The organism is Companilactobacillus musae (assembly GCF_003967595.1).
GTDB lineage: Bacteria > Bacillota > Bacilli > Lactobacillales > Lactobacillaceae > Companilactobacillus > Companilactobacillus musae.
On the sequence record NZ_BIFW01000001.1, the window covers coordinates 59,307 to 77,369 of the forward strand.

Here is an 18,063-nt window from a genome sequence, read left to right on the forward strand (position 1 = left end):
CTTATGGCATTTGAAAAGTTAGGCAGTTTCTTCGGTATTAATGATGAAGACGACTTCGAAGAGAAAAAAGTCGAGACTGATGCCGAACAACCCAAGACAGATTATTCAAATAATGAAAAGGTAGTATCAATGAGTACAGCTAGTGAAGCAAGAACAAAAGCAAATAGTAAAATTGCTATTTATCAGCCAAGAGTTTACTCAGATGCAAAAGTTATTGCCAAACAACTTTTGAATAACAAAGCTGTAATTGTTAATTTTAATAATGTCAATGATGAACAATCAAAGAGAATCGTAGACTTTTTAACTGGTACTATCTTTGCCCTAAATGGCGAAATTAAACGTGTTGGAGAAAAAATCTTTCTTTGCACACCACCAAAGTTTGAAGTCGATGGAAGCATACCAGATATAAACGAATAAAGTCGAGGAAAGATATGGATAGAATTTTAAGTGGATTACCATTCATTATCAGTATGGCCTTTCAATTGTATGAGTTTATTATTTTTGTGTACTGTCTGTTATCCTTTATACCGTCACTATACAATTCTGCTTTTGGAAGATTTATTGTTGCAATGGTGGCTCCATTCTTAAATCTAATCAAAAAAATCATACCAACGAGTATTGGTTTTATTGATTTTTCTCCAATAGTTGCACTTATACTAATTCAATTATTGCAGAAAGCGATATTCTTAATAATCTAATTATGGATGATAAAAAAACAATCATGGGTGGAGGTTTTTTCCGTCCAGAGGAAAAAATATTCATTGATAAAATAAGCGATATTTTATTAAAAGCTCAAACAATGTATACTCCACAACTCACTGATTTTTTGAATCTACGTGAACAAACAATTTTAAATAACCTGATAAATAAGTATGACGATTTATACGTGCATTACTTTGGCGGTTATGAAAATGCTGAAAGAGTCAGGGGAATAATAGCTCCTGACTATTTTGTACCTAAAGAATCTGATTATGGAATAACGATGTATGAAATACGTTATCCTGAAAAATTTGCTAATTTGCATCACGGCCAAATATTAGGCTCCTTGACAGGATCAGGTGTTGAACGTGATCGTTTTGGAGATATTATTACCGATGGCGAAAATTGGCAATTTTTTGTATTTAAATCAATGAGTGACTATATTGAAGATCAGGTCAAAAAAATTGGACCATACAAGATTCATTTAATTGAAAAAGGATTTGATGAACTGCTTTTACCAAAAGATGATTCAACCGATGATACGATCAATGTTCAGTCTTTGAGATTGGATACGATTATTGCCGAGGTCTATGATCTATCTAGGCAAAATTCTAAGTCTTTGGTAGAACATGGAAAAGTTCAAATTAATTGGGTTGTGAATAAAAATGCTAGTTCATTTGTGACGATTACTGATACACTTAGTGTTAGAGGTTTTGGCCGCATAAGAATTAATGATATTATGGGTCGATCCAAGAATAATAAGTATATTCTTTTTGTCAATATCATTAAGAAATAGGGGCGTGAAGTTATGGTATTATCACCAGTAGAGATACAGGATAAAGAATTTGATAGTAAATTTCGAGGCTATGACCGCGACCAAGTTGAAAGTTTTTTAAAACAAGCAGCTCAAGATTATAATTTGGCATTACAAAAAAATGCGCAATTAGAAAAAGAACTTAAAGATACATCCGAGCAGTTGAAATACTTTACTGATATGAAGGATGCCTTGAATCAGTCAATCTTGGTAGCTCAAGAGGCAGCTGAAAAAGTTAAAACAGAGTCCGAAAAAGAGGCTCAAATAATTGTTGAAGAGTCACAGAAAAAAGCTCGAGATTTATTGAATCAATCAACTGAAAAATCTAATCGAATTTTACAAGATGCATCAGATCGGGCAAGACAGGTAACGATTGAAACTGATAATTTGAAACGTAGTGTCAATTCTTTCCGTCAAGGATTACAGGGAATGTTGAAACAGCAGTTGGATATGGTGGATAGTCCAGAGTGGTCAAAGCTTAATGACAGTACATCTACTGACAAGTTAAAACAAGAAGTTGGCGACCAACCTCGGCCAGATTCAAATCCAAATTATCAAAATAATCAGCCTGATAATCAACAAGATTATGAAAATGATCAAAATTCGGTTTTCAATTCAGACCAAATGAATTATAATGACAATATTCAGGATGATCAGCCAGATGAATCTTATACGATCAATCATCAACAGAATGAACCTACGTTCAATTTTCAAGATGATAAGTCTGACGATGATCCTAAAAATAATTAAGAGAACAAGTGCTTTGAAGAAAATTTTTTCAGCGAGCTAGTGTATGGTGTGAGACTAGTAAAAATAATTCTGGGTATATCAACTCTTAGACAATTTATTTGATTTACCAATAGGTGGTATAGCGAGAACTCGTCCTAAATTGGATGGGTTCTTTTTATTTTAGAAGGGGTGAAAGAATGCGAGTAAAAGATACTTTAAATTTAGGTAAAACTAAATTCCCTATGCGTGGAAACTTGCCAAACAAAGAAGCTGAATGGCAAAAGGCATGGGAAGATAATAAGCTTTATGAACAAAGACAAAAATTAAACGAAGGTAAACCAACCTTTGAACTATTAGATGGACCTCCATTTGCTAATGGTGATATCCATATGGGACATGCTTTGAACAAAATTTCTAAGGATATTATTGTTCGTTATAAGTCAATGGATGGTTATCGTGCACCTTACGTACCCGGCTGGGATACTCATGGTCTTCCAATTGAACAACAATTGGCTAAAAAGGGTGTTAAACGTAAGGAAATGAGTCTTTCTGATTATCGTAAGTTGTGTTACGAATTTGCTCAAGGCGAAATCAAAAAGCAAATGGCAGGATTCAAACGTTTGGGAATTTCTGCTGATTGGGATCACCCATACATTACTTATCAACCAGAATTTGAAGAGGCTGAAGTTAAAGTCTTTGGCGAAATGGTCGACAAGGGCTATATCTATCGTGGTAAGAAACCCGTTTATTGGTCACCATCTTCAGAGTCAACTCTAGCAGAAGCCGAAGTTGAATATAAAGATATCAAATCACCTTCAATTTTCGTAGCTTTCAAGGTACGAGATGGTAAAGGTATTGTAGATAGCGATGCTTCATTTATTATTTGGACAACTACTCCATGGACAATGCCTTCAAATATGGCTATCTGTGTTAATCCTAAGTTTATCTATGCTGAAGTTAATGCCGATGGTAAGAAGTATGTTGTAGCTCAAGAAAGACTTCAATATGTTCAAGAACAACTAGGTTGGGAGAATGTTGAAGTTCTCAAGACTTTCCAAGGTAGAGATCTTGAAGGAATCGAAGCAACACATCCATTCTATGATCGTAAATCACCAATCATTTTAGGTAACCACGTTACATTAGATGATGGTACTGGTTTAGTACATACAGCTCCTGGATTTGGTGCTGATGACTTTGTTGTTGGTATGAAATACAAGTTGCCTGTCTTTTCACCAATTGATGCTCAAGGTAGATTTACAGATGAAGTACCTGAATATGAAGGTGTCTTCTACGATGATGCTAATAAGTTGATCACTGAACGTATGAAGGAAAATGGCTCATTATTGAAACTAAGTTTCTTCACTCACAGTTATCCACATGATTGGCGTACTAAGAAACCCGTTATTTTCCGTGCTACTCCACAATGGTTTGCTTCAATTGATAAGTTTAGACAACAGATTCTAGATGAAATTGAAAAGATCGACTTTATGCCTGATTGGGGTAAAACTCGTCTTTACAATATGATTCGTGATCGTGGTGATTGGGTTATCTCAAGACAACGTGCTTGGGGTGTTCCACTACCAATTTTTTATGCTGAAAATGGCGATCCAATCATGACTAAAGAAACAATTGACCATGTAGCTGAATTGTTTGGCAAATATGGTTCAAATGTTTGGGCTGAACGTGATGCTAAGGATCTTCTTCCAGAAGGCTTTACATATTCAGGTAGTCCTAATGGTAAATTTACTAAGGAAACTGATATTCTTGATGTTTGGTTTGACTCTGGGACAGCTCATTCAGGTGTTGCTAAGACTCGTGATAACCTTACATTCCCAGCTGATTTGATTCTTGAAGGCTCTGATCAGTATCGTGGCTGGTTTAACTCAATGCTTGTAACTTCTGTAGCTGCATACGGTGTGGCTCCTTACAAGGCTATTCTTTCACAAGGATTCACTCTTGATAAGAATGGCGTTAAGATGAGTAAATCACTTGGTAATGTTATTGCTCCTAGTGATATCGAAAGACAATTTGGTGCTGAGATTATCCGTCTTTGGGTTGCATCGGTTGACTCAAGTTCTGATGTTTCTGTATCAGTTGATTCATTTAAACAAGTTTCTGAAACTTATCGTAAGATCAGAAATACAATTAGATTTATGTTAGCTAATACAACTGACTTTGACCCTAAGACTAATGCTGTGTCATATAATGATCTTCGTCCAGAGGACAAGTACATTACAGTTAAGTTGAATGATCTTGTTAAAGAAGTTCTAGCTGATTATGATAAATACGATTTTGCCGATGTAGCTAAGTCAGTTGTAAGTTTCATTGTTAACGAAATGTCAACATTCTACTTGGATTTTGCTAAAGATGTTGTTTACATTGATGCTGAGGATTCACATGCTCGTCGTTCGATGCAAACTGTTATCTATGATGTAGCGGTTAAATTAGCTAAGCTATTAACACCAATCTTGCCACATACCATGGAACAAGTTTGGGAATACCTTAAAGAACCTGAAGAATATGTTCAACTTGCAGAGATGCCTAAGGTTGAAGATATTGCTGATCAAGCTGAAATTGAAAAAGATTGGTCAGTCTTCATGGACTTTAGAGATAATGTTTTGAAGTCACTAGAAGTTGCCCGTGCAGATAAGTTGATCGGTAAATCACTTGAAGCTAAAGTAACAGTTTGTCCAAGCGCTGAATTAAAGGCTGTACTTGATAAGATTGACAGTAACTTTGGACAATTATTGATTGTTTCACAATTTGAAATTGCTGATGCTGAACCAGCAGGTGCTGATAAGTATGAACTTGCCAGTGTCCTAGTTGAAAAAGCAGAAGGTGATGTTTGCCAAAGATGTCGTATGATCAAGACTGATGTCGGTAGTGATGAACATTATCCAACATTCTGTGCTAGATGTGCTAAAATTGTTGCTAAGGAATATCCAGAAACAATTACAGATGGCTTTGACGAATAGGATAGGGTGAATAAATGTTCACAGGAAAAATTGTACGATTTAACAAGAACCGTGGTTTTGGTTTTATAAATAATGGTGAAGAAGATATTTTCTTCTTTGCTGATTCAATCTTGAATCGAGAAGATTTTTATATTCAAGATGGCCTAGATGTTACTTTTGAAATAGCACCTGGTTATAAAGGACCACAAGCGGTAAATATTAGTATTACAAAAGAAGAAAGCACTGATTAGTGCTTTCTTTTTCTTTGGAAATTATAGGAGAAAATTATGAGTGAACAAGCAAATCCTAGAAGATGGATGATCTTGATCTCGGTAGGTATTTTTACCTTAATGGCAACCTTGGATGGTTCGATCGTTAATATTGCGTTGCCAGTTATCAGTCAAAATTTACACATTGGGATGAATATGGCAGAATGGATCGTTTCGATTTATTTAGTCACGATTTGTATTTTTTTATTGATGTTTGGAAAAATTGCTGATTCAATTGGAAAAATAAAGATTTTTAAAATTGGTTCGGTTATGTTCATCATCGGTTCAATTGTTTGTGGATTGAGTAATAATTTGGTGATGCTACTTTTGGGTCGAGTTGTTCAAGCAATCGGAGCATCAATGGCGATGGCAACGAATAATGGGATCATCACACAAACTTTTCCGTTGCGAGAACGAGGCTATGCTTTAGGTTATATTGGTTCCTTCGTATCAATCGGTGCAATTGCCGGACCTGGTATTGGCGGAATTATCTTAGGGCATTTTCACTGGAGTTATATTTTTTGGATCAATATTCCAATTGGATTGGTTGCATTGCTGTTAGGATATTTTAATCTACCGAAAAAGGAAGTTACTAATCCTAAGAAATTTGATACAAAGGGTTTTTCAGTCTACTTTGTAACTTTATTGTTATTCTTTAGTGCGATTTTTATTGGCCAGGCAGTTGGCTTTACTAATCTTTATATTATTGCCACCTTTATTATCGCCGTTATTTTATTCTTTGTATTTTTACATGTTGAGAAAACCGTTAAGAATCCTATGATTGAGCTACGTATATTCAAAAATCATAATTTTACTTTGGGATTGGTAGCAGGGTTCTTCATCTTTGTAACTAATTTCTTTTTCAATGTTGTTTCACCATTTTATTTGGAAAATGCTTTGGGAATCGCTGCATCGACTTCGGGTTATATTTTAATGGCATTTCCCTTGGTTCAGGTTGTAGTTGCTCCTATTTCTGGTAAAATATCTGCAAAGGTCAATCCAATTGTTTTAACGATTATTGGTTTGATTGTTATCGAAATTGCTCAATTGGGATACTTAGCATTTAATCTTCAGACTAGTATTTGGTTTATTTTAATCTTTATTGGTTTAAATGGGTTAGGTAATGGTTTGTTTCAAGCACCTAATAATACAATGATCATGAGCTCGGTTGAACCACATGACTTAGGAATTGCTGGTGGTTTGAATGCTTTGTCTCGTAATTTAGGAATGATTATTGGAGTTTCACTTTCGACGACAGTTTTATTCTTATCAATGAGTCAATTTTATGGTCGCTCAGTAACTACCTATATCAAGGGACGACCAGATATTTTTATTGATGGAATGCGTGTTACAATGACATTTGCAGTTGTTATTTGTTTAATTGCCATTGTTATGTCAGTTGTTAGATTAATGAAGTCAAGAAGGGTCAAATAATGGATAAAGAAGATTCAAGATATTATGAAGAAGTAGTAGCAAAGAAAAGAATGTTTGGTGGTAAAATTTTTGACGTTGACGTTGAACAAGTTGTACTCCCTAATGGTATCCCTGACATTCGAGAAGTAGTAAAACATCACGGAGCTGTCGCAATCGTACCTTTTACTGATGATGACAAGATGATTTTTGTGAGACAGTGGCGAACACCTTTGGAACAAGAAACGTTAGAAATTCCTGCTGGAAAGATCGATTCCGATGAGGGAAGCGACTTGAAAGAAGTAGCTTTACGTGAGATGGATGAAGAACTTGGTCTAACAACTGATAATTTGGAAAAAATCACATCATTTTTTGCTAGTCCAGGTTATTCCAACGAAAAATTAACAATGTTTAAAGCAACTAATTTACAAAAGGTTGAGTTTAAACGTCCATTGGATCCAGATGAATTTTTAAACGTTGAAAGTTTGACTTTGGACGAAGCTAAGGCTCAGATCGAATCTGGCGTTATCTGCGATTCAAAGACAATCTATGCAATCACTTATTGGGAATTGCTTAAAGCAAAGGAAAAATAAATGTTTTCAAAGATAAAGGATTTTTATAATTCAAAGGTAAAAAAGTCAGATCATCCACAGACAGTCGTTCGTGCTGATCAAGTAGAAGCACAACAACAAAAAATACGTGAACAAGAACGGCTTCGAGCAGAACAAGAGTATCAGCAACAACATCCAGAGCAAATTATTCAAGAAAATTTGCAATCTTTTGAGAATAAGACAAATAAATTGAAAAAGAAGTTGAATATTGCGATTATTACAGTATTCGGCCTAATCGTTCTGGTATTTTTAATATTATTTTACATTTAAGGAGTTAAAGTATGAAAATTGGTGTAATCGTTCCTATGGAAGAAGAAATTAAATTAATGAAAGAATCACTAACTGACGTTACAAATGACTCAGTTGCAGGGGTTGATATCACAATTGGTAAGTACAGAGATCATGAAGTTTATCTTGCTCAAAGTGGTATTGGTAAAGTTCAAGCAGGTATGACAACAACAATTATCAATGAACGTTATCAACCAGATTTTATTGTTAATACTGGTTCAGCAGGTGGTATTGGTGAAGGTTTGCATATTGGAGATGTTGTTATTTCTGATAAATTAGCTTATCACGATGTTGATGCGACCGGTTTTGATTATAAGGTTGGACAACTTCCACAACAGGAACTTTATTTCAATGCAGATTCTAATTATGTTAAGAAAATTGCAGCTGCTGCCAAGAGAACTGGACTAACTTCTCGAGTAGGTTTGATTGTTACCGGAGACCAATTTGTTGACGCAAAAGAAAAAATTGCTACAATTAAAAAGTCGTTCCCAGATGCATTAGCAGCTGAAATGGAAGGTTGTGCTGTGGCTCAAGTATGTACGCAATTCCATACACCATTTGTTGTTATTCGTTCAATGAGTGATGTTGGGGACGAAGATGCTAGTGTAAACTTTGACGAATTTGTTTTACAAGCCGGACGCAAATCAGTAACTATGTTGCTGAACTTTTTAGACCAAGAATAGAGGGGATTTATTGTGGCATTTATTTATTTAGATAATGCTGCTACGACACCGATGGCTACACCTGTCGTCGATGTGATCAACGACCAGATGACAAATAATTTTGGTAATGCTTCCGCAACCAATTATTTCGGTCGTCAGGCTCGAAAAGTTTTAGATGAAAGCCGGCATACTATTGCTCAAAGTATCAATGCTAAAGACTCTGAAATTGTCTTTACTAGTGGTGGTACTGAAAGTGATAATACGGCTGTTATCGAAACAGCATTATCTAGACAAAAACTAGGTAAACATATCATAACTACAGCTATTGAACATGAAGCAATTCTTAAACCAATGGCTTATTTAGAAGATTTAGGCTTTGAAGTAACTTATTTAAAACCTAATGAACGTGGTGAAGTAACAGTTCAACAAGTTAAAGATGCTCTACGTGATGATACTATCTTGGTAACCATCATGTACGGCAATAACGAAGTTGGTTCTATGAATCCAATTAAAGAAATTGGTGAATTGTTAAAAGACCATCAAGCTTTCTTCCATACGGATGCGGTTCAAGCTTTTGGAATGGAAGATATTGATGTTAAAGCCGAACACATTGATATGTTATCTACTTCAGCTCATAAAATTAATGGGCCTAAGTTCATTGGCTTTCTTTATATAAATGATAAGATTCATATTCCTTCATTTGTTAAAGGTGGAGATCAAGAAACTAAACGTCGTGCCGGAACTGAAAATGTTCCTGGTATTGCTGGTTTTGCTAAAGCCGTTGAATTGATTACTCCGGAAGAAAAACAAGCAAGACAAACTCGTTATTTTGGATTCAAACAAACTATTCAAAAGATTTTGAAAGAAAATAAAATTGATTTTGGTATCAATGGACCAACTGATGCGCATGCTCTGAATCATGTAATGAACTTATACTTGCCAGGAATCGATCGTGGCGTTCTATTGACACGTTTAGATTTAGAAGGTTTTGCAATTTCTGGTGGTTCAGCATGTACAGCTGGTAGTCTTGAACCATCTCATGTTTTAGTTGCCATGTTTGGAGAAGATAGTCCTAAAATTAATGATTCAGTTAGAATTAGTTTTGGTAAAGATAATACGGAAGAAGAAGTCGTAAAATTTACAAATAAACTAGTCGAAATCGTACATGACTTGACTAATTAGTCATTTTTATTCAAACTTATAATTAATAGTAAATTTTTTATAAGGGATGATTAAAATGGATAAACGACAAGCTCAAGTACAAGGGGATCAAGAAGTTTATGAACTTAACCCCGAAGTTAAAAAATATTCACTTTTGGATGCAGGTTTTCAAGAAACCAATAAAGGAAGTTTCCGTTTGGAACATCCAATCAATGGATCATCTCCATACGAAGCTAGATATTATTTACGTGCCACAGTGAACAAAGATTTAGACAATTTGAAATTAGCAATTACAGATAAAAGTGGATTGCATAATATCAATATGTTTAAGATTAAAGATACTGACAAAGAAGTCAGCGATTATCGTTACTTAATGAACTTTTTAAAAGAAAAAAACGTATTAGTTAAATAAATGAGGTTTTCAAATGGATAATAAGAAGAAGCGTGTTGTAGTAGGTATGAGTGGTGGCGTTGATTCGTCAGTTAGTGCACTTCTTTTGAAACAACAAGGCTACGAAGTTATCGGAGTATTTATGAAGAATTGGGATGATTCTGACGACTCCGGTGTATGTACTGCGACAGAGGATTATGAAGATGTAGCAAAGGTTGCCAATAAAATTGGTATTCCTTATTACTCAGTTAACTTTGAGAAGGAGTACTGGGATCGTGTGTTCGAGTATTTCTTAGATGAGTATCGTAAGGGTAGAACACCTAACCCTGATGTTATGTGTAACAAAGAGGTTAAGTTCAAGGCTTTCCTTGACTATGCAAACAAGCTAAATGCTGATTACATCGCTATGGGACATTATGCACAAACATTCCGTGATGATAATGGAATTGTTCATTTGCTTCGTGGTGGCGATGCTAACAAGGATCAAACATATTTCTTGAGCACTGTACAACAAGATCAATTGCAAAAGGCATTGTTCCCAATCGGTGGTATGCAAAAGTCAGAAGTACGTCGCATTGCTGAAGAGGCTGGTCTTGCAACTGCTAAGAAGAAGGACTCAACTGGTGTTTGTTTCATTGGTGAGAGAAACTTCCGTAAGTTCTTGAGCGAGTTCTTGCCTGCCCAATCAGGTACAATGATGACACCAGATGGTGTTGTTAAGGGTCAACATGCTGGTTTGATGTATTACACTATTGGTCAAAGACAAGGTCTTGGAATTGGTGGAAATGGTAAGTCAAACGAGCCATGGTTCGTTGTTGGTAAGGATATGAGTAAGAATATTCTTTACGTAGACCAAGGATATGATAACGAAAGATTATATGCTGATCATTTGGATGCATCTGATCTTTCATTCATCACAGGCTTAAACTATGGTGATACATTCCATGCCACAGCTAAGTTCAGATATCGTCAACAAGATACTGGCGTTACCGTTCATGTTTTGGACGATGGTAAGGTCAATGTTGAGTTTGATAACCCTGTACGTGCTATCACACCAGGACAAGAAGTTGTCTTCTATGATGGTGAGGAGTGTCTAGGTGGAGCAACTATTGATGCTGCATACATGGCAGAAAACAAGCTACAATATATCTAACAAATAATTCAACAAATTATATTAACTAAATTCAACGAAAGAGACTACAAACCAATATTAGGTGAGTAGTCTCTTTTTTAATTTCATAGAAGAATTGTCGATCACAGAGGTAGTAATATCACTGATTAAATTTACAGTGTTTTACTTTGTTAATGTTCAGTAACCATCAACAAAGTAAAACACTAGTCCGGAGCAACAAAGAAAATGGGCTCAGTAGTGAAGCCAAAAGGCTCCAAGTCGTGCCCACTACGTTCCAGCCCAATTTTCTTTGTTGCGGAGGACGTCATCTTTTATTTACTGAAGATATTTTCTGCAAAACCAGACCCAAGCTTGAAAAAATTCTTTAAAAAATCCATAATTGTAATTAACTAACTTGGTAAGGTGAGAAAAAATGGAATTGTATTTTGTCAGACATGGAAAAACTGAATGGAATTTAGAGGGTAAATATCAAGGGGGACACGGTGATTCACCGTTGTTGCCGGAGAGTTTGCATGATATTAGTTTGTTGGCAAAAAGACTTCAGGATACAAAAATTGATCACATGTATTCAAGTCCATTACCTCGTGCTAAAACCACTGCTGAAACTTTGATTAAGGATTTGCATCGTGAGATACCATTTACGATTGTTAGAGATTTACGTGAATTTGATTTGGGTATCATGGAGGGACGTAAATTTTCTGAATTGGAAAATGAAATTCCGGAAGTGATTTATGCTTTTAGACATGAACCTGCTAATTATGATTATGATTTGATTCGTGGGGAATCTTTTGAAAAGGTAGCAGAGAGAACTACCAGAGCCGTGAAGAAGATTGTGGCTGATAACAAGGGTCAAGGAAATGTTGTTATTGTCAGTCATGGTGCTGCATTGGTAACAATGATTCAATCATTATTAGGGACTAGAGTACCAGATATTCGTAAAAACGGTGGTCTTTCAAATACTAGTTTGACGCATTTACGCTATGAGGATGGCGAATTCAGATTAATAAAATGGAATGAAACAGGATATTTGAACAAGAAACTGGAAAGTTCAGATACGATTTGAGGTATTTATGAACAAGAAAGCAGAACAATTATTTAATAAAGGTGATAAGGAAGCTGCAATCAAATTGATTGTGGCCGATTTAAATAAAGATCCAAAACAGTTGACTGAAATTCTGCAACTATCTACTTATTTAGTACAAGCAGGTGATCTGGAGCAAGCTGAAGAATTATTAGCTCGTTCACTTGAAATGTTTAAGGATAATCAAGACTTACTTTATAACTTAGGAAATGTTTATTATTTAGCGGATAAGTTCGATAGGGCTAATGATATTTTTCAAAAATTGGCTGATGATGATTATGCATTTGAGGCTTACTTTATGATGGCTAAAACTTTGAATCAACAAGGCAAAAGACAGTTAGCAATTATGTATGCTTTAACAGCTACTGAAAAATCTCCCAAGGATTTACAAGCTAATGAGTTATTAGCCGATTTATTGCTCGCTAACGGCAATTTTGAAGAATCATTGGAATTCTATCAGAAGGCCAACGAAATCAAACCACAGGCTAAGTATTACTTTAATATGGCTTTGTGTGCTATGAATCTGAAGAAAGATTATCAATCTTATTTAAATAAGGCTAAATCGCTTGATGAAAAGTATTATTTGAAGAATGAAAAGAAACTAGCTGATTTGCAAGAGTTTATTAAACAAGGAGATAGCAATGACGGAAAGTAACGAGAAACCATATTTCTTGGGGACCGTTAAAGCCATCTTTTTTGAAAATCCAGAGAACTTGTATAAGATTTTTACGATTAAAGTAAAAAAGACTAATACCGATTGGGACGCAGGCGATATTGTTGTTACCGGTAGCTTTGGCGAGATATCTGAAGAAGAAGAATACCGTTTTGAAGGCCAGATAATTGATCATCCTAAATATGGTAAACAGTTTCAAGCGACGTCTTACAAGAGAAGTCGTCCTAATGGTCGTAAAGAATTGATCAGTTTTTTCTCAAGTGATGAATTTCCCGGTATTGGTAAGAAAAAAGCCGAAAAAATTGTAGATGAGCTGGGAAATGACGCTATTGATAAAATACTTAAAGATCCTCATGCTTTGGATTTTTTGAAGTTGGGTGAAGAGAAAACTCAAAATATCATTGAACAGATTTCTAGTAATCATCAGACTGAGCAAGCTTTATATCAGTTGAACAATTATGGCTTTGGACCAACTTTAAGTGCTCGTATTTATCAAAAGTATGGTGTACAAACGCTGGACAAGATAACCGAAGATCCCTATCAATTGGTATTGGATGTTAAAGGTGTTGGTTTCAAACGAGCTGATGAATTGGCTAAACGATTGGGAATAACAGGTGATGATCCTAGAAGAATTAAGGGTGCTTTGATTCAAATGGTCGGTTCGATCATTAATGAAACTGGTGACACTTTCGTTGACGGACAGGAATTGATCAAGCGTGTCAGTGGAGTTTTGCGTGCTAACTCAACCCCTGATTTGATGGATAAGTTGGTTGAAGGATTACGTAATCTAGTTAAAGATGGTGTTTTATTAGTTGAAGATGGTCATGTTTATCAAAAGGACTTATCTGACAGCGAATGGTCAATATCTCAATCTTTGAAAATGATTAATGATACATTTAAAGGCGTTTCTTGGACGCAACATGCATTAAAAAAAGAATTAAAACAGATAGAGAAGAATTTTAAAGTTAAGTATGATGAATCACAGGAAACAGCCATTAAACAGTCATTAACACATCCAATCTTTCTTTTGACAGGTGGTCCAGGAACTGGTAAAACAACGATTATCAATGCTATTGTTGCAGCCTACGCTAAATTAAATGATATGCCATTAGATCCGGCGGATGATAATTATGCGATAGCTTTGGCTGCTCCAACTGGTCGGGCCGCAAAACATATGGGTGAATCAACGGGTTTGCCTGCAATGACGATTCATCGATTATTAGGTTTAACTGGGACTGAAGATGATGAATATGCTGAGCCTAGTCTTGACTGTAAATTGTTGATCATTGATGAGATGTCGATGGTTGATACAAAGTTATTTAAGGTTTTGATTTCAGCTGTGCAACCGGGAACACAAATTGTTCTGGTAGGTGATCGTGATCAATTGCCTTCAGTAGGACCGGGACAAATTTTTGCAGATTTAATCAATAGTCAAGTCTTCCCAACAACTATTTTGAAAAATATTCATCGACAAGATGAGGATTCAACTATTATTCAATTAGCCCATGATATCAATGAAGGAATTATTGTTGATGGGATTTTTGAGAATAAAGCAGATCGGAGTTTTATTAACTGTGACAGTCGCAATGTACCAAATGTCTTGTCACAGATTATCAGCAAGTCTAGTGAACGTGGATTTGATATTGCTGATGTGCAAGTACTGGCACCGATGTATCGTGGACAAGCAGGAATAGATAATTTGAATTTTGTGATTCAGAATGTTGTTAATCCAATGAAACCTAAGCGTAAAGAAGTTTCGATCGGAAATATTAAATATCGAATTAACGACAAGGTGGTTTATTTGGTCAATACACCTGAAGACAATGTCTTTAATGGTGAAATAGGTAAGATCATTGGGATAATTTTGGCTAAAGAAAATACTGATCACGTTGATAAATTAGTAATTGATTTCGATGGCAATGAAGTGACATTGGATCGAAAAGATTGGATCAATATTGCTTTGGCATATTGTACTTCAATCCATAAATCGCAAGGCTCAGAATTTGAAATGGTAATATTGCCTTTAGTAAATGAAGAATCAAGAATGCTGCGACGCAATTTGCTCTATACTGCGGTTACACGAGCTAAAAGATTGTTGATCATGGTAGGTGATCGTTCAGCGTTTGAACGTTCTATTCGGGATCAGTCAAGTGAACGTCAAACGACTTTAAAAGAACGGATTTTCGTTACCTTTAAGATTAAAAAGACTGAAGCAGATACGGACACGGACGTGGAATCTGAACCAGAAGAACCAAAAGATTATCGTTTGACCATGGATATGATCATGAATAATTCTATTGATCCAATGATTGGGATGGACAATGTAACCCCTAAAAACTTCATTGAACAAAAAGAAGCATAGAGATTCTTCAATGGATATTTTGGTTTTTGAGACGATGGAATCATCAAAGCAACTTAGTTAATATTGGAATTTGAAAAAGACATCTATTTAGAGTTGAAAATACGTAAAAACGTATTGAATCTCTAAATAGATGCCTTTTTTTATTGAATTGGTAACCAAAATAACTGTTGGTCAACTGCAAAATTTAAATTAAAATCGTGAATTGAAAGTTCTTCACCATCCATTTGACCATGTTGCTTGGGGTAATTTTTTAAAATGAAATTTTTCTTTTCGATATGCCAAACGTTTTTATCTTGTAAATGCGAACCGTTAGTCAGTAGTTTACTCAAAAGCTTGATAAAAGTTAATCCCGTGATTTTTTTTACGACAACAAGATTTAGATGATGATTGAATGGATTTGCAGTTGGATCAATTGCAAATCCGCCACCGAAATAGGGATGATTGGTGGCAACCACGATATAAGCTGAATCAAAATTTTTATCCATATTATCGTATTTGACGTCAAGCTGAAAAGATTTTTGATGTTTAATAACTTTTAGGAGATTAGTGAAATAAGAAAGTGTTCCTAAATGTAGTTGATTCAATAATTCTTTTCTTTCGGAATGATTAGTGTAATAAACCGTACTGGCATCAAAGCCAATTCCAATATTATTGATAAAGTAATGTGAAAATTCTTTTCCAGATGCTTTACCAATATCAATTTGACGTGGTGTTTGCATTGATAAGATAGCCTGCATTAGGATGACTGGATTCTTGATATGTAATTTGATACCACGACAAAAGTCATTACCAGAACCTCCAGGAATATAACCTAATGGAGTTTGGGGATAGTGTGAGTTCTTTATACCATTAACCGCTTGATTAAGAGTTCCGTCACCACCAATGACAACAATTTTTCGATGAGGCTGGTGTGAGTCAGCAAGTTCTTGTGCTATACGAATGCCATCGCCATCTTTTTTTGTTAAATGAACCTCATATTCAAACTTTATTTCTTCTAAAAATTTAGTAACCTTGTTGCAAGCACTTTGGGCTCGACCATTACCTGCATGGTGATTTAAAATTATTTCAATCTTGTCTGTTTCCCTCATCATTAAAATATCCTTTAAATAAAAAAAGTAGATCAATTGATCTACTTTAGATTGAAGTTCCTATTAACATTGGTAAGATTACAGGATTTCTAGCAGTACGCTTGTATAAGAATTCTTGCAATCCTTCAATTATGATACGTTTCAAAGTTGCTTCAGTAACTTTTTCATCTTCATTATCAAAAGCGTTCTTAATTAGGTGGAAAACACGTTTTTGAGCTTGATTGATTAACTCACCAGATTCACGCATATAAACGAATCCACGTGAAAGAATATCTGGACCAGCTAAAACAATATGTTTTTGATAGTCGATAGTAGCAACGACCACAACCATTCCTTCTTCAGAAAGAACTTGACGGTCGTGGATGACAACATTACCAATATCACCAACTCCTTTACCATCGACATAAACGTCTCCAGCAGGGAAGTGACCAGCAACTCTGGCTTCATCTTTAGTAAGTGCTAAGACATCACCATTTTCTAACAAGAACGAATGATCTAGAGGAACGTCACACAATTCAGCTAATTCAGTATGGATCTTTAACATTCTGTATTCACCATGAATTGGCATAAAGAACTTAGGCTTCATTAATCTAAGCATTAATTCTTGTTCTTCTTGGCCACCATGACCAGAAGCATGAATGTTATTAACCTTACCATGAATAACTTCAGCACCAGCTTCAGAAAGTTGGTTGATCAAATGGTTAACACTAATTGTGTTACCTGGAATAGGGTTACTTGAGAAAATAACAGTATCGCCAGGTTGAATTGTGATTTGTCTGTGAGTACCGTTAGCGATACGGCTTAAAGCAGCTAATGGTTCACCTTGAGAACCAGTACACAAAATCAAAGTCTCACTAGCAGGTGTTTGGTTTAAAGCGTGGGGATCAATCAACATGTCGTCAGAAATGTTTAAATAACCTAATTCACGACCGTTTTCGATTGCTTGTTCCATACTTCGTCCGAAGACTGCAATTTTACGACCTTGTTGTATAGCAGCGTCAACCGCTTGCGAGATACGATAAATATTTGAAGCGAAGGTAGCAAATATAATTCTTCCCTGAATAGTTTCAAATATTTGATGAATTGTTAAACCAACTGAACGTTCAGATTTAGAAAATGTTGGAATTTCAGCATTAGTACTATCAGATAGTAAACATAAAACACCTTTAGCACCAAGTGCAGCCATTTTTTGTAAGTTAGGTGATGGTAAGCCTGCAACTGGGGTTAAATCAAATTTGAAATCACCAGTTTCAACGATAATTCCTTGTGGTGTATGAACAGCAACACCTAAAGTGTCAGGAATTGAGTGAGTTGTTCTAAAGAATGAAACACTTGTCTTAGGGAATTTGATAACATCATCTTCATGTAAGACGTGCATTTCAGTTGTTCTTAGTAAACCGTGTTCTTCCAATTTACCCTTAATCAATGCACAAGCTAATGGACCGGCATAAACAGGTATGTTGGGAAGCTTTTGAAGAAGGTAAGGAATACCACCGATATGATCTTCATGACCATGGGTAATAAATAGGCCCTTGATCTTGTCTTTGTTTTCTACTAAGTAGCTATAATCAGAAATGACATAGTCAATTCCGAGGAGTTCATCTTCTGGAAACTTGATTCCGGCATCAATTACGATTAATTCGTCTTGATATTGAACTCCATACATATTTTTACCGATTTCGCCAAGGCCCCCGATGGCAAAAACAGCGACTTCATTATTTTTTACTTTAAAGGACATT

The 18,063-nt window shown here is 35.5% G+C and carries 18 protein-coding genes; 16 read left to right on the forward strand and 2 right to left on the reverse strand.

The window, feature by feature from the left end:
- Nucleotides 1–3 precede the first annotated feature (3 nt).
- The 16 genes from LAB100_RS00310 (at nt 4) to recD2 (ending at nt 15,236) form a co-directional block, all read left to right on the forward strand.
- Nucleotides 4–417 carry a cell division protein SepF gene (locus tag LAB100_RS00310; protein WP_119326927.1) on the forward strand — a complete coding sequence of 138 codons (414 nt, stop codon included), beginning with the start codon at nt 4–6 and terminating at the stop codon, nt 415–417.
- Nucleotides 418–431: 14 nt separating this feature from the next.
- Nucleotides 432–698, forward strand: a complete 267-nt coding sequence (locus tag LAB100_RS00315; protein WP_119326926.1) for a YggT family protein — start codon at nt 432–434, stop codon at nt 696–698.
- A 2-nt stretch (nt 699–700) separates the two neighbouring features.
- Nucleotides 701–1,495 (forward strand): YlmH family RNA-binding protein, encoded by a 795-nt coding sequence (locus LAB100_RS00320; protein ID WP_119326925.1) that lies wholly within the window; start codon nt 701–703, stop codon nt 1,493–1,495.
- Between the two features lie 12 nt (nt 1,496–1,507).
- Nucleotides 1,508–2,263 (forward strand): DivIVA domain-containing protein, encoded by a 756-nt coding sequence (locus LAB100_RS00325; RefSeq protein ID WP_119326924.1) that lies wholly within the window; start codon nt 1,508–1,510, stop codon nt 2,261–2,263.
- A gap of 176 nt (nt 2,264–2,439) precedes the next feature.
- Nucleotides 2,440–5,217: an isoleucine--tRNA ligase gene (ileS, locus tag LAB100_RS00330; RefSeq protein ID WP_119326923.1), complete on the forward strand. Its 2,778-nt coding sequence runs from the start codon at nt 2,440–2,442 to the stop codon at nt 5,215–5,217.
- 14 nt (nt 5,218–5,231) lie between these two features.
- Nucleotides 5,232–5,447 carry a cold-shock protein gene (locus LAB100_RS00335; RefSeq protein WP_119326922.1) on the forward strand — a complete coding sequence of 72 codons (216 nt, stop codon included), beginning with the start codon at nt 5,232–5,234 and terminating at the stop codon, nt 5,445–5,447.
- A 36-nt stretch (nt 5,448–5,483) separates the two neighbouring features.
- Complete coding sequence (locus LAB100_RS00340; RefSeq protein WP_119326921.1) at nt 5,484–6,899, forward strand: MFS transporter; 1,416 nt, start codon at nt 5,484–5,486, stop codon at nt 6,897–6,899.
- Nucleotides 6,899–7,468 (forward strand): NUDIX hydrolase, encoded by a 570-nt coding sequence (locus tag LAB100_RS00345; protein WP_119326920.1) that lies wholly within the window; start codon nt 6,899–6,901, stop codon nt 7,466–7,468. The genes LAB100_RS00340 and LAB100_RS00345 overlap by 1 nt, the downstream gene beginning before the upstream one ends.
- Entirely contained in the window at nt 7,469–7,756 is a 288-nt protein-coding gene (locus LAB100_RS00350) for a hypothetical protein (RefSeq protein ID WP_119326919.1), read from the forward strand. It abuts the gene before it with no gap.
- 11 nt (nt 7,757–7,767) lie between these two features.
- Nucleotides 7,768–8,457 (forward strand): 5'-methylthioadenosine/adenosylhomocysteine nucleosidase, encoded by a 690-nt coding sequence (locus LAB100_RS00355; protein ID WP_119326918.1) that lies wholly within the window; start codon nt 7,768–7,770, stop codon nt 8,455–8,457.
- 12 nt (nt 8,458–8,469) lie between these two features.
- Nucleotides 8,470–9,618, forward strand: a complete 1,149-nt coding sequence (locus LAB100_RS00360) for a cysteine desulfurase family protein (RefSeq protein WP_119326917.1) — start codon at nt 8,470–8,472, stop codon at nt 9,616–9,618.
- A 55-nt stretch (nt 9,619–9,673) separates the two neighbouring features.
- The gene (locus LAB100_RS00365; RefSeq protein WP_119326916.1) at nt 9,674–10,009 is read left to right on the forward strand and encodes a hypothetical protein; all 336 of its coding nucleotides are present in this window, start codon (nt 9,674–9,676) and stop codon (nt 10,007–10,009) included.
- 13 nt (nt 10,010–10,022) lie between these two features.
- A complete protein-coding gene (mnmA, locus tag LAB100_RS00370) occupies nt 10,023–11,141 on the forward strand; it encodes a tRNA 2-thiouridine(34) synthase MnmA (protein WP_119326915.1) in 1,119 nt (372 codons plus the stop codon).
- Between the two features lie 391 nt (nt 11,142–11,532).
- Complete coding sequence (locus tag LAB100_RS00375; RefSeq protein WP_119326914.1) at nt 11,533–12,183, forward strand: histidine phosphatase family protein; 651 nt, start codon at nt 11,533–11,535, stop codon at nt 12,181–12,183.
- A gap of 7 nt (nt 12,184–12,190) precedes the next feature.
- A complete protein-coding gene (locus LAB100_RS00380) occupies nt 12,191–12,856 on the forward strand; it encodes a tetratricopeptide repeat protein (RefSeq protein WP_119326913.1) in 666 nt (221 codons plus the stop codon).
- Complete coding sequence (gene recD2 / locus LAB100_RS00385; protein ID WP_119326912.1) at nt 12,843–15,236, forward strand: SF1B family DNA helicase RecD2; 2,394 nt, start codon at nt 12,843–12,845, stop codon at nt 15,234–15,236. The genes LAB100_RS00380 and recD2 overlap by 14 nt, the downstream gene beginning before the upstream one ends.
- A 140-nt stretch (nt 15,237–15,376) precedes the next feature.
- Here the strand turns inward: recD2 and LAB100_RS00390 are convergent, their stop codons facing one another.
- Nucleotides 15,377–16,327 carry a diacylglycerol/lipid kinase family protein gene (locus LAB100_RS00390; protein ID WP_246001178.1) on the reverse strand — a complete coding sequence of 317 codons (951 nt, stop codon included), beginning with the start codon at nt 16,325–16,327 and terminating at the stop codon, nt 15,377–15,379.
- Between the two features lie 43 nt (nt 16,328–16,370).
- Nucleotides 16,371–18,062 (reverse strand): ribonuclease J1, encoded by a 1,692-nt coding sequence (rnjA, locus tag LAB100_RS00395; protein WP_119326911.1) that lies wholly within the window; start codon nt 18,060–18,062, stop codon nt 16,371–16,373.
- Nucleotide 18,063: the final 1 nt, after the last annotated feature.

Coding starts and splice junctions, on each gene's coding strand:
- LAB100_RS00390 (WP_246001178.1), bottom strand. CDS start 16,327: ATGATGAGGGAAACAGACAAGATTGAAATAATTTTAAATCACCATGCA.
- LAB100_RS00375 (WP_119326914.1), top strand. CDS start 11,533: ATGGAATTGTATTTTGTCAGACATGGAAAAACTGAATGGAATTTAGAG.
- LAB100_RS00325 (WP_119326924.1), top strand. CDS start 1,508: ATGGTATTATCACCAGTAGAGATACAGGATAAAGAATTTGATAGTAAA.
- LAB100_RS00340 (WP_119326921.1), top strand. CDS start 5,484: ATGAGTGAACAAGCAAATCCTAGAAGATGGATGATCTTGATCTCGGTA.
- LAB100_RS00335 (WP_119326922.1), top strand. CDS start 5,232: ATGTTCACAGGAAAAATTGTACGATTTAACAAGAACCGTGGTTTTGGT.
- LAB100_RS00320 (WP_119326925.1), top strand. CDS start 701: ATGGATGATAAAAAAACAATCATGGGTGGAGGTTTTTTCCGTCCAGAG.
- rnjA (WP_119326911.1), bottom strand. CDS start 18,062: ATGTCCTTTAAAGTAAAAAATAATGAAGTCGCTGTTTTTGCCATCGGG.
- mnmA (WP_119326915.1), top strand. CDS start 10,023: ATGGATAATAAGAAGAAGCGTGTTGTAGTAGGTATGAGTGGTGGCGTT.
- ileS (WP_119326923.1), top strand. CDS start 2,440: ATGCGAGTAAAAGATACTTTAAATTTAGGTAAAACTAAATTCCCTATG.
- LAB100_RS00345 (WP_119326920.1), top strand. CDS start 6,899: ATGGATAAAGAAGATTCAAGATATTATGAAGAAGTAGTAGCAAAGAAA.
- LAB100_RS00355 (WP_119326918.1), top strand. CDS start 7,768: ATGAAAATTGGTGTAATCGTTCCTATGGAAGAAGAAATTAAATTAATG.
- LAB100_RS00380 (WP_119326913.1), top strand. CDS start 12,191: ATGAACAAGAAAGCAGAACAATTATTTAATAAAGGTGATAAGGAAGCT.
- LAB100_RS00315 (WP_119326926.1), top strand. CDS start 432: ATGGATAGAATTTTAAGTGGATTACCATTCATTATCAGTATGGCCTTT.
- LAB100_RS00350 (WP_119326919.1), top strand. CDS start 7,469: ATGTTTTCAAAGATAAAGGATTTTTATAATTCAAAGGTAAAAAAGTCA.
- LAB100_RS00310 (WP_119326927.1), top strand. CDS start 4: ATGGCATTTGAAAAGTTAGGCAGTTTCTTCGGTATTAATGATGAAGAC.
- LAB100_RS00365 (WP_119326916.1), top strand. CDS start 9,674: ATGGATAAACGACAAGCTCAAGTACAAGGGGATCAAGAAGTTTATGAA.
- recD2 (WP_119326912.1), top strand. CDS start 12,843: ATGACGGAAAGTAACGAGAAACCATATTTCTTGGGGACCGTTAAAGCC.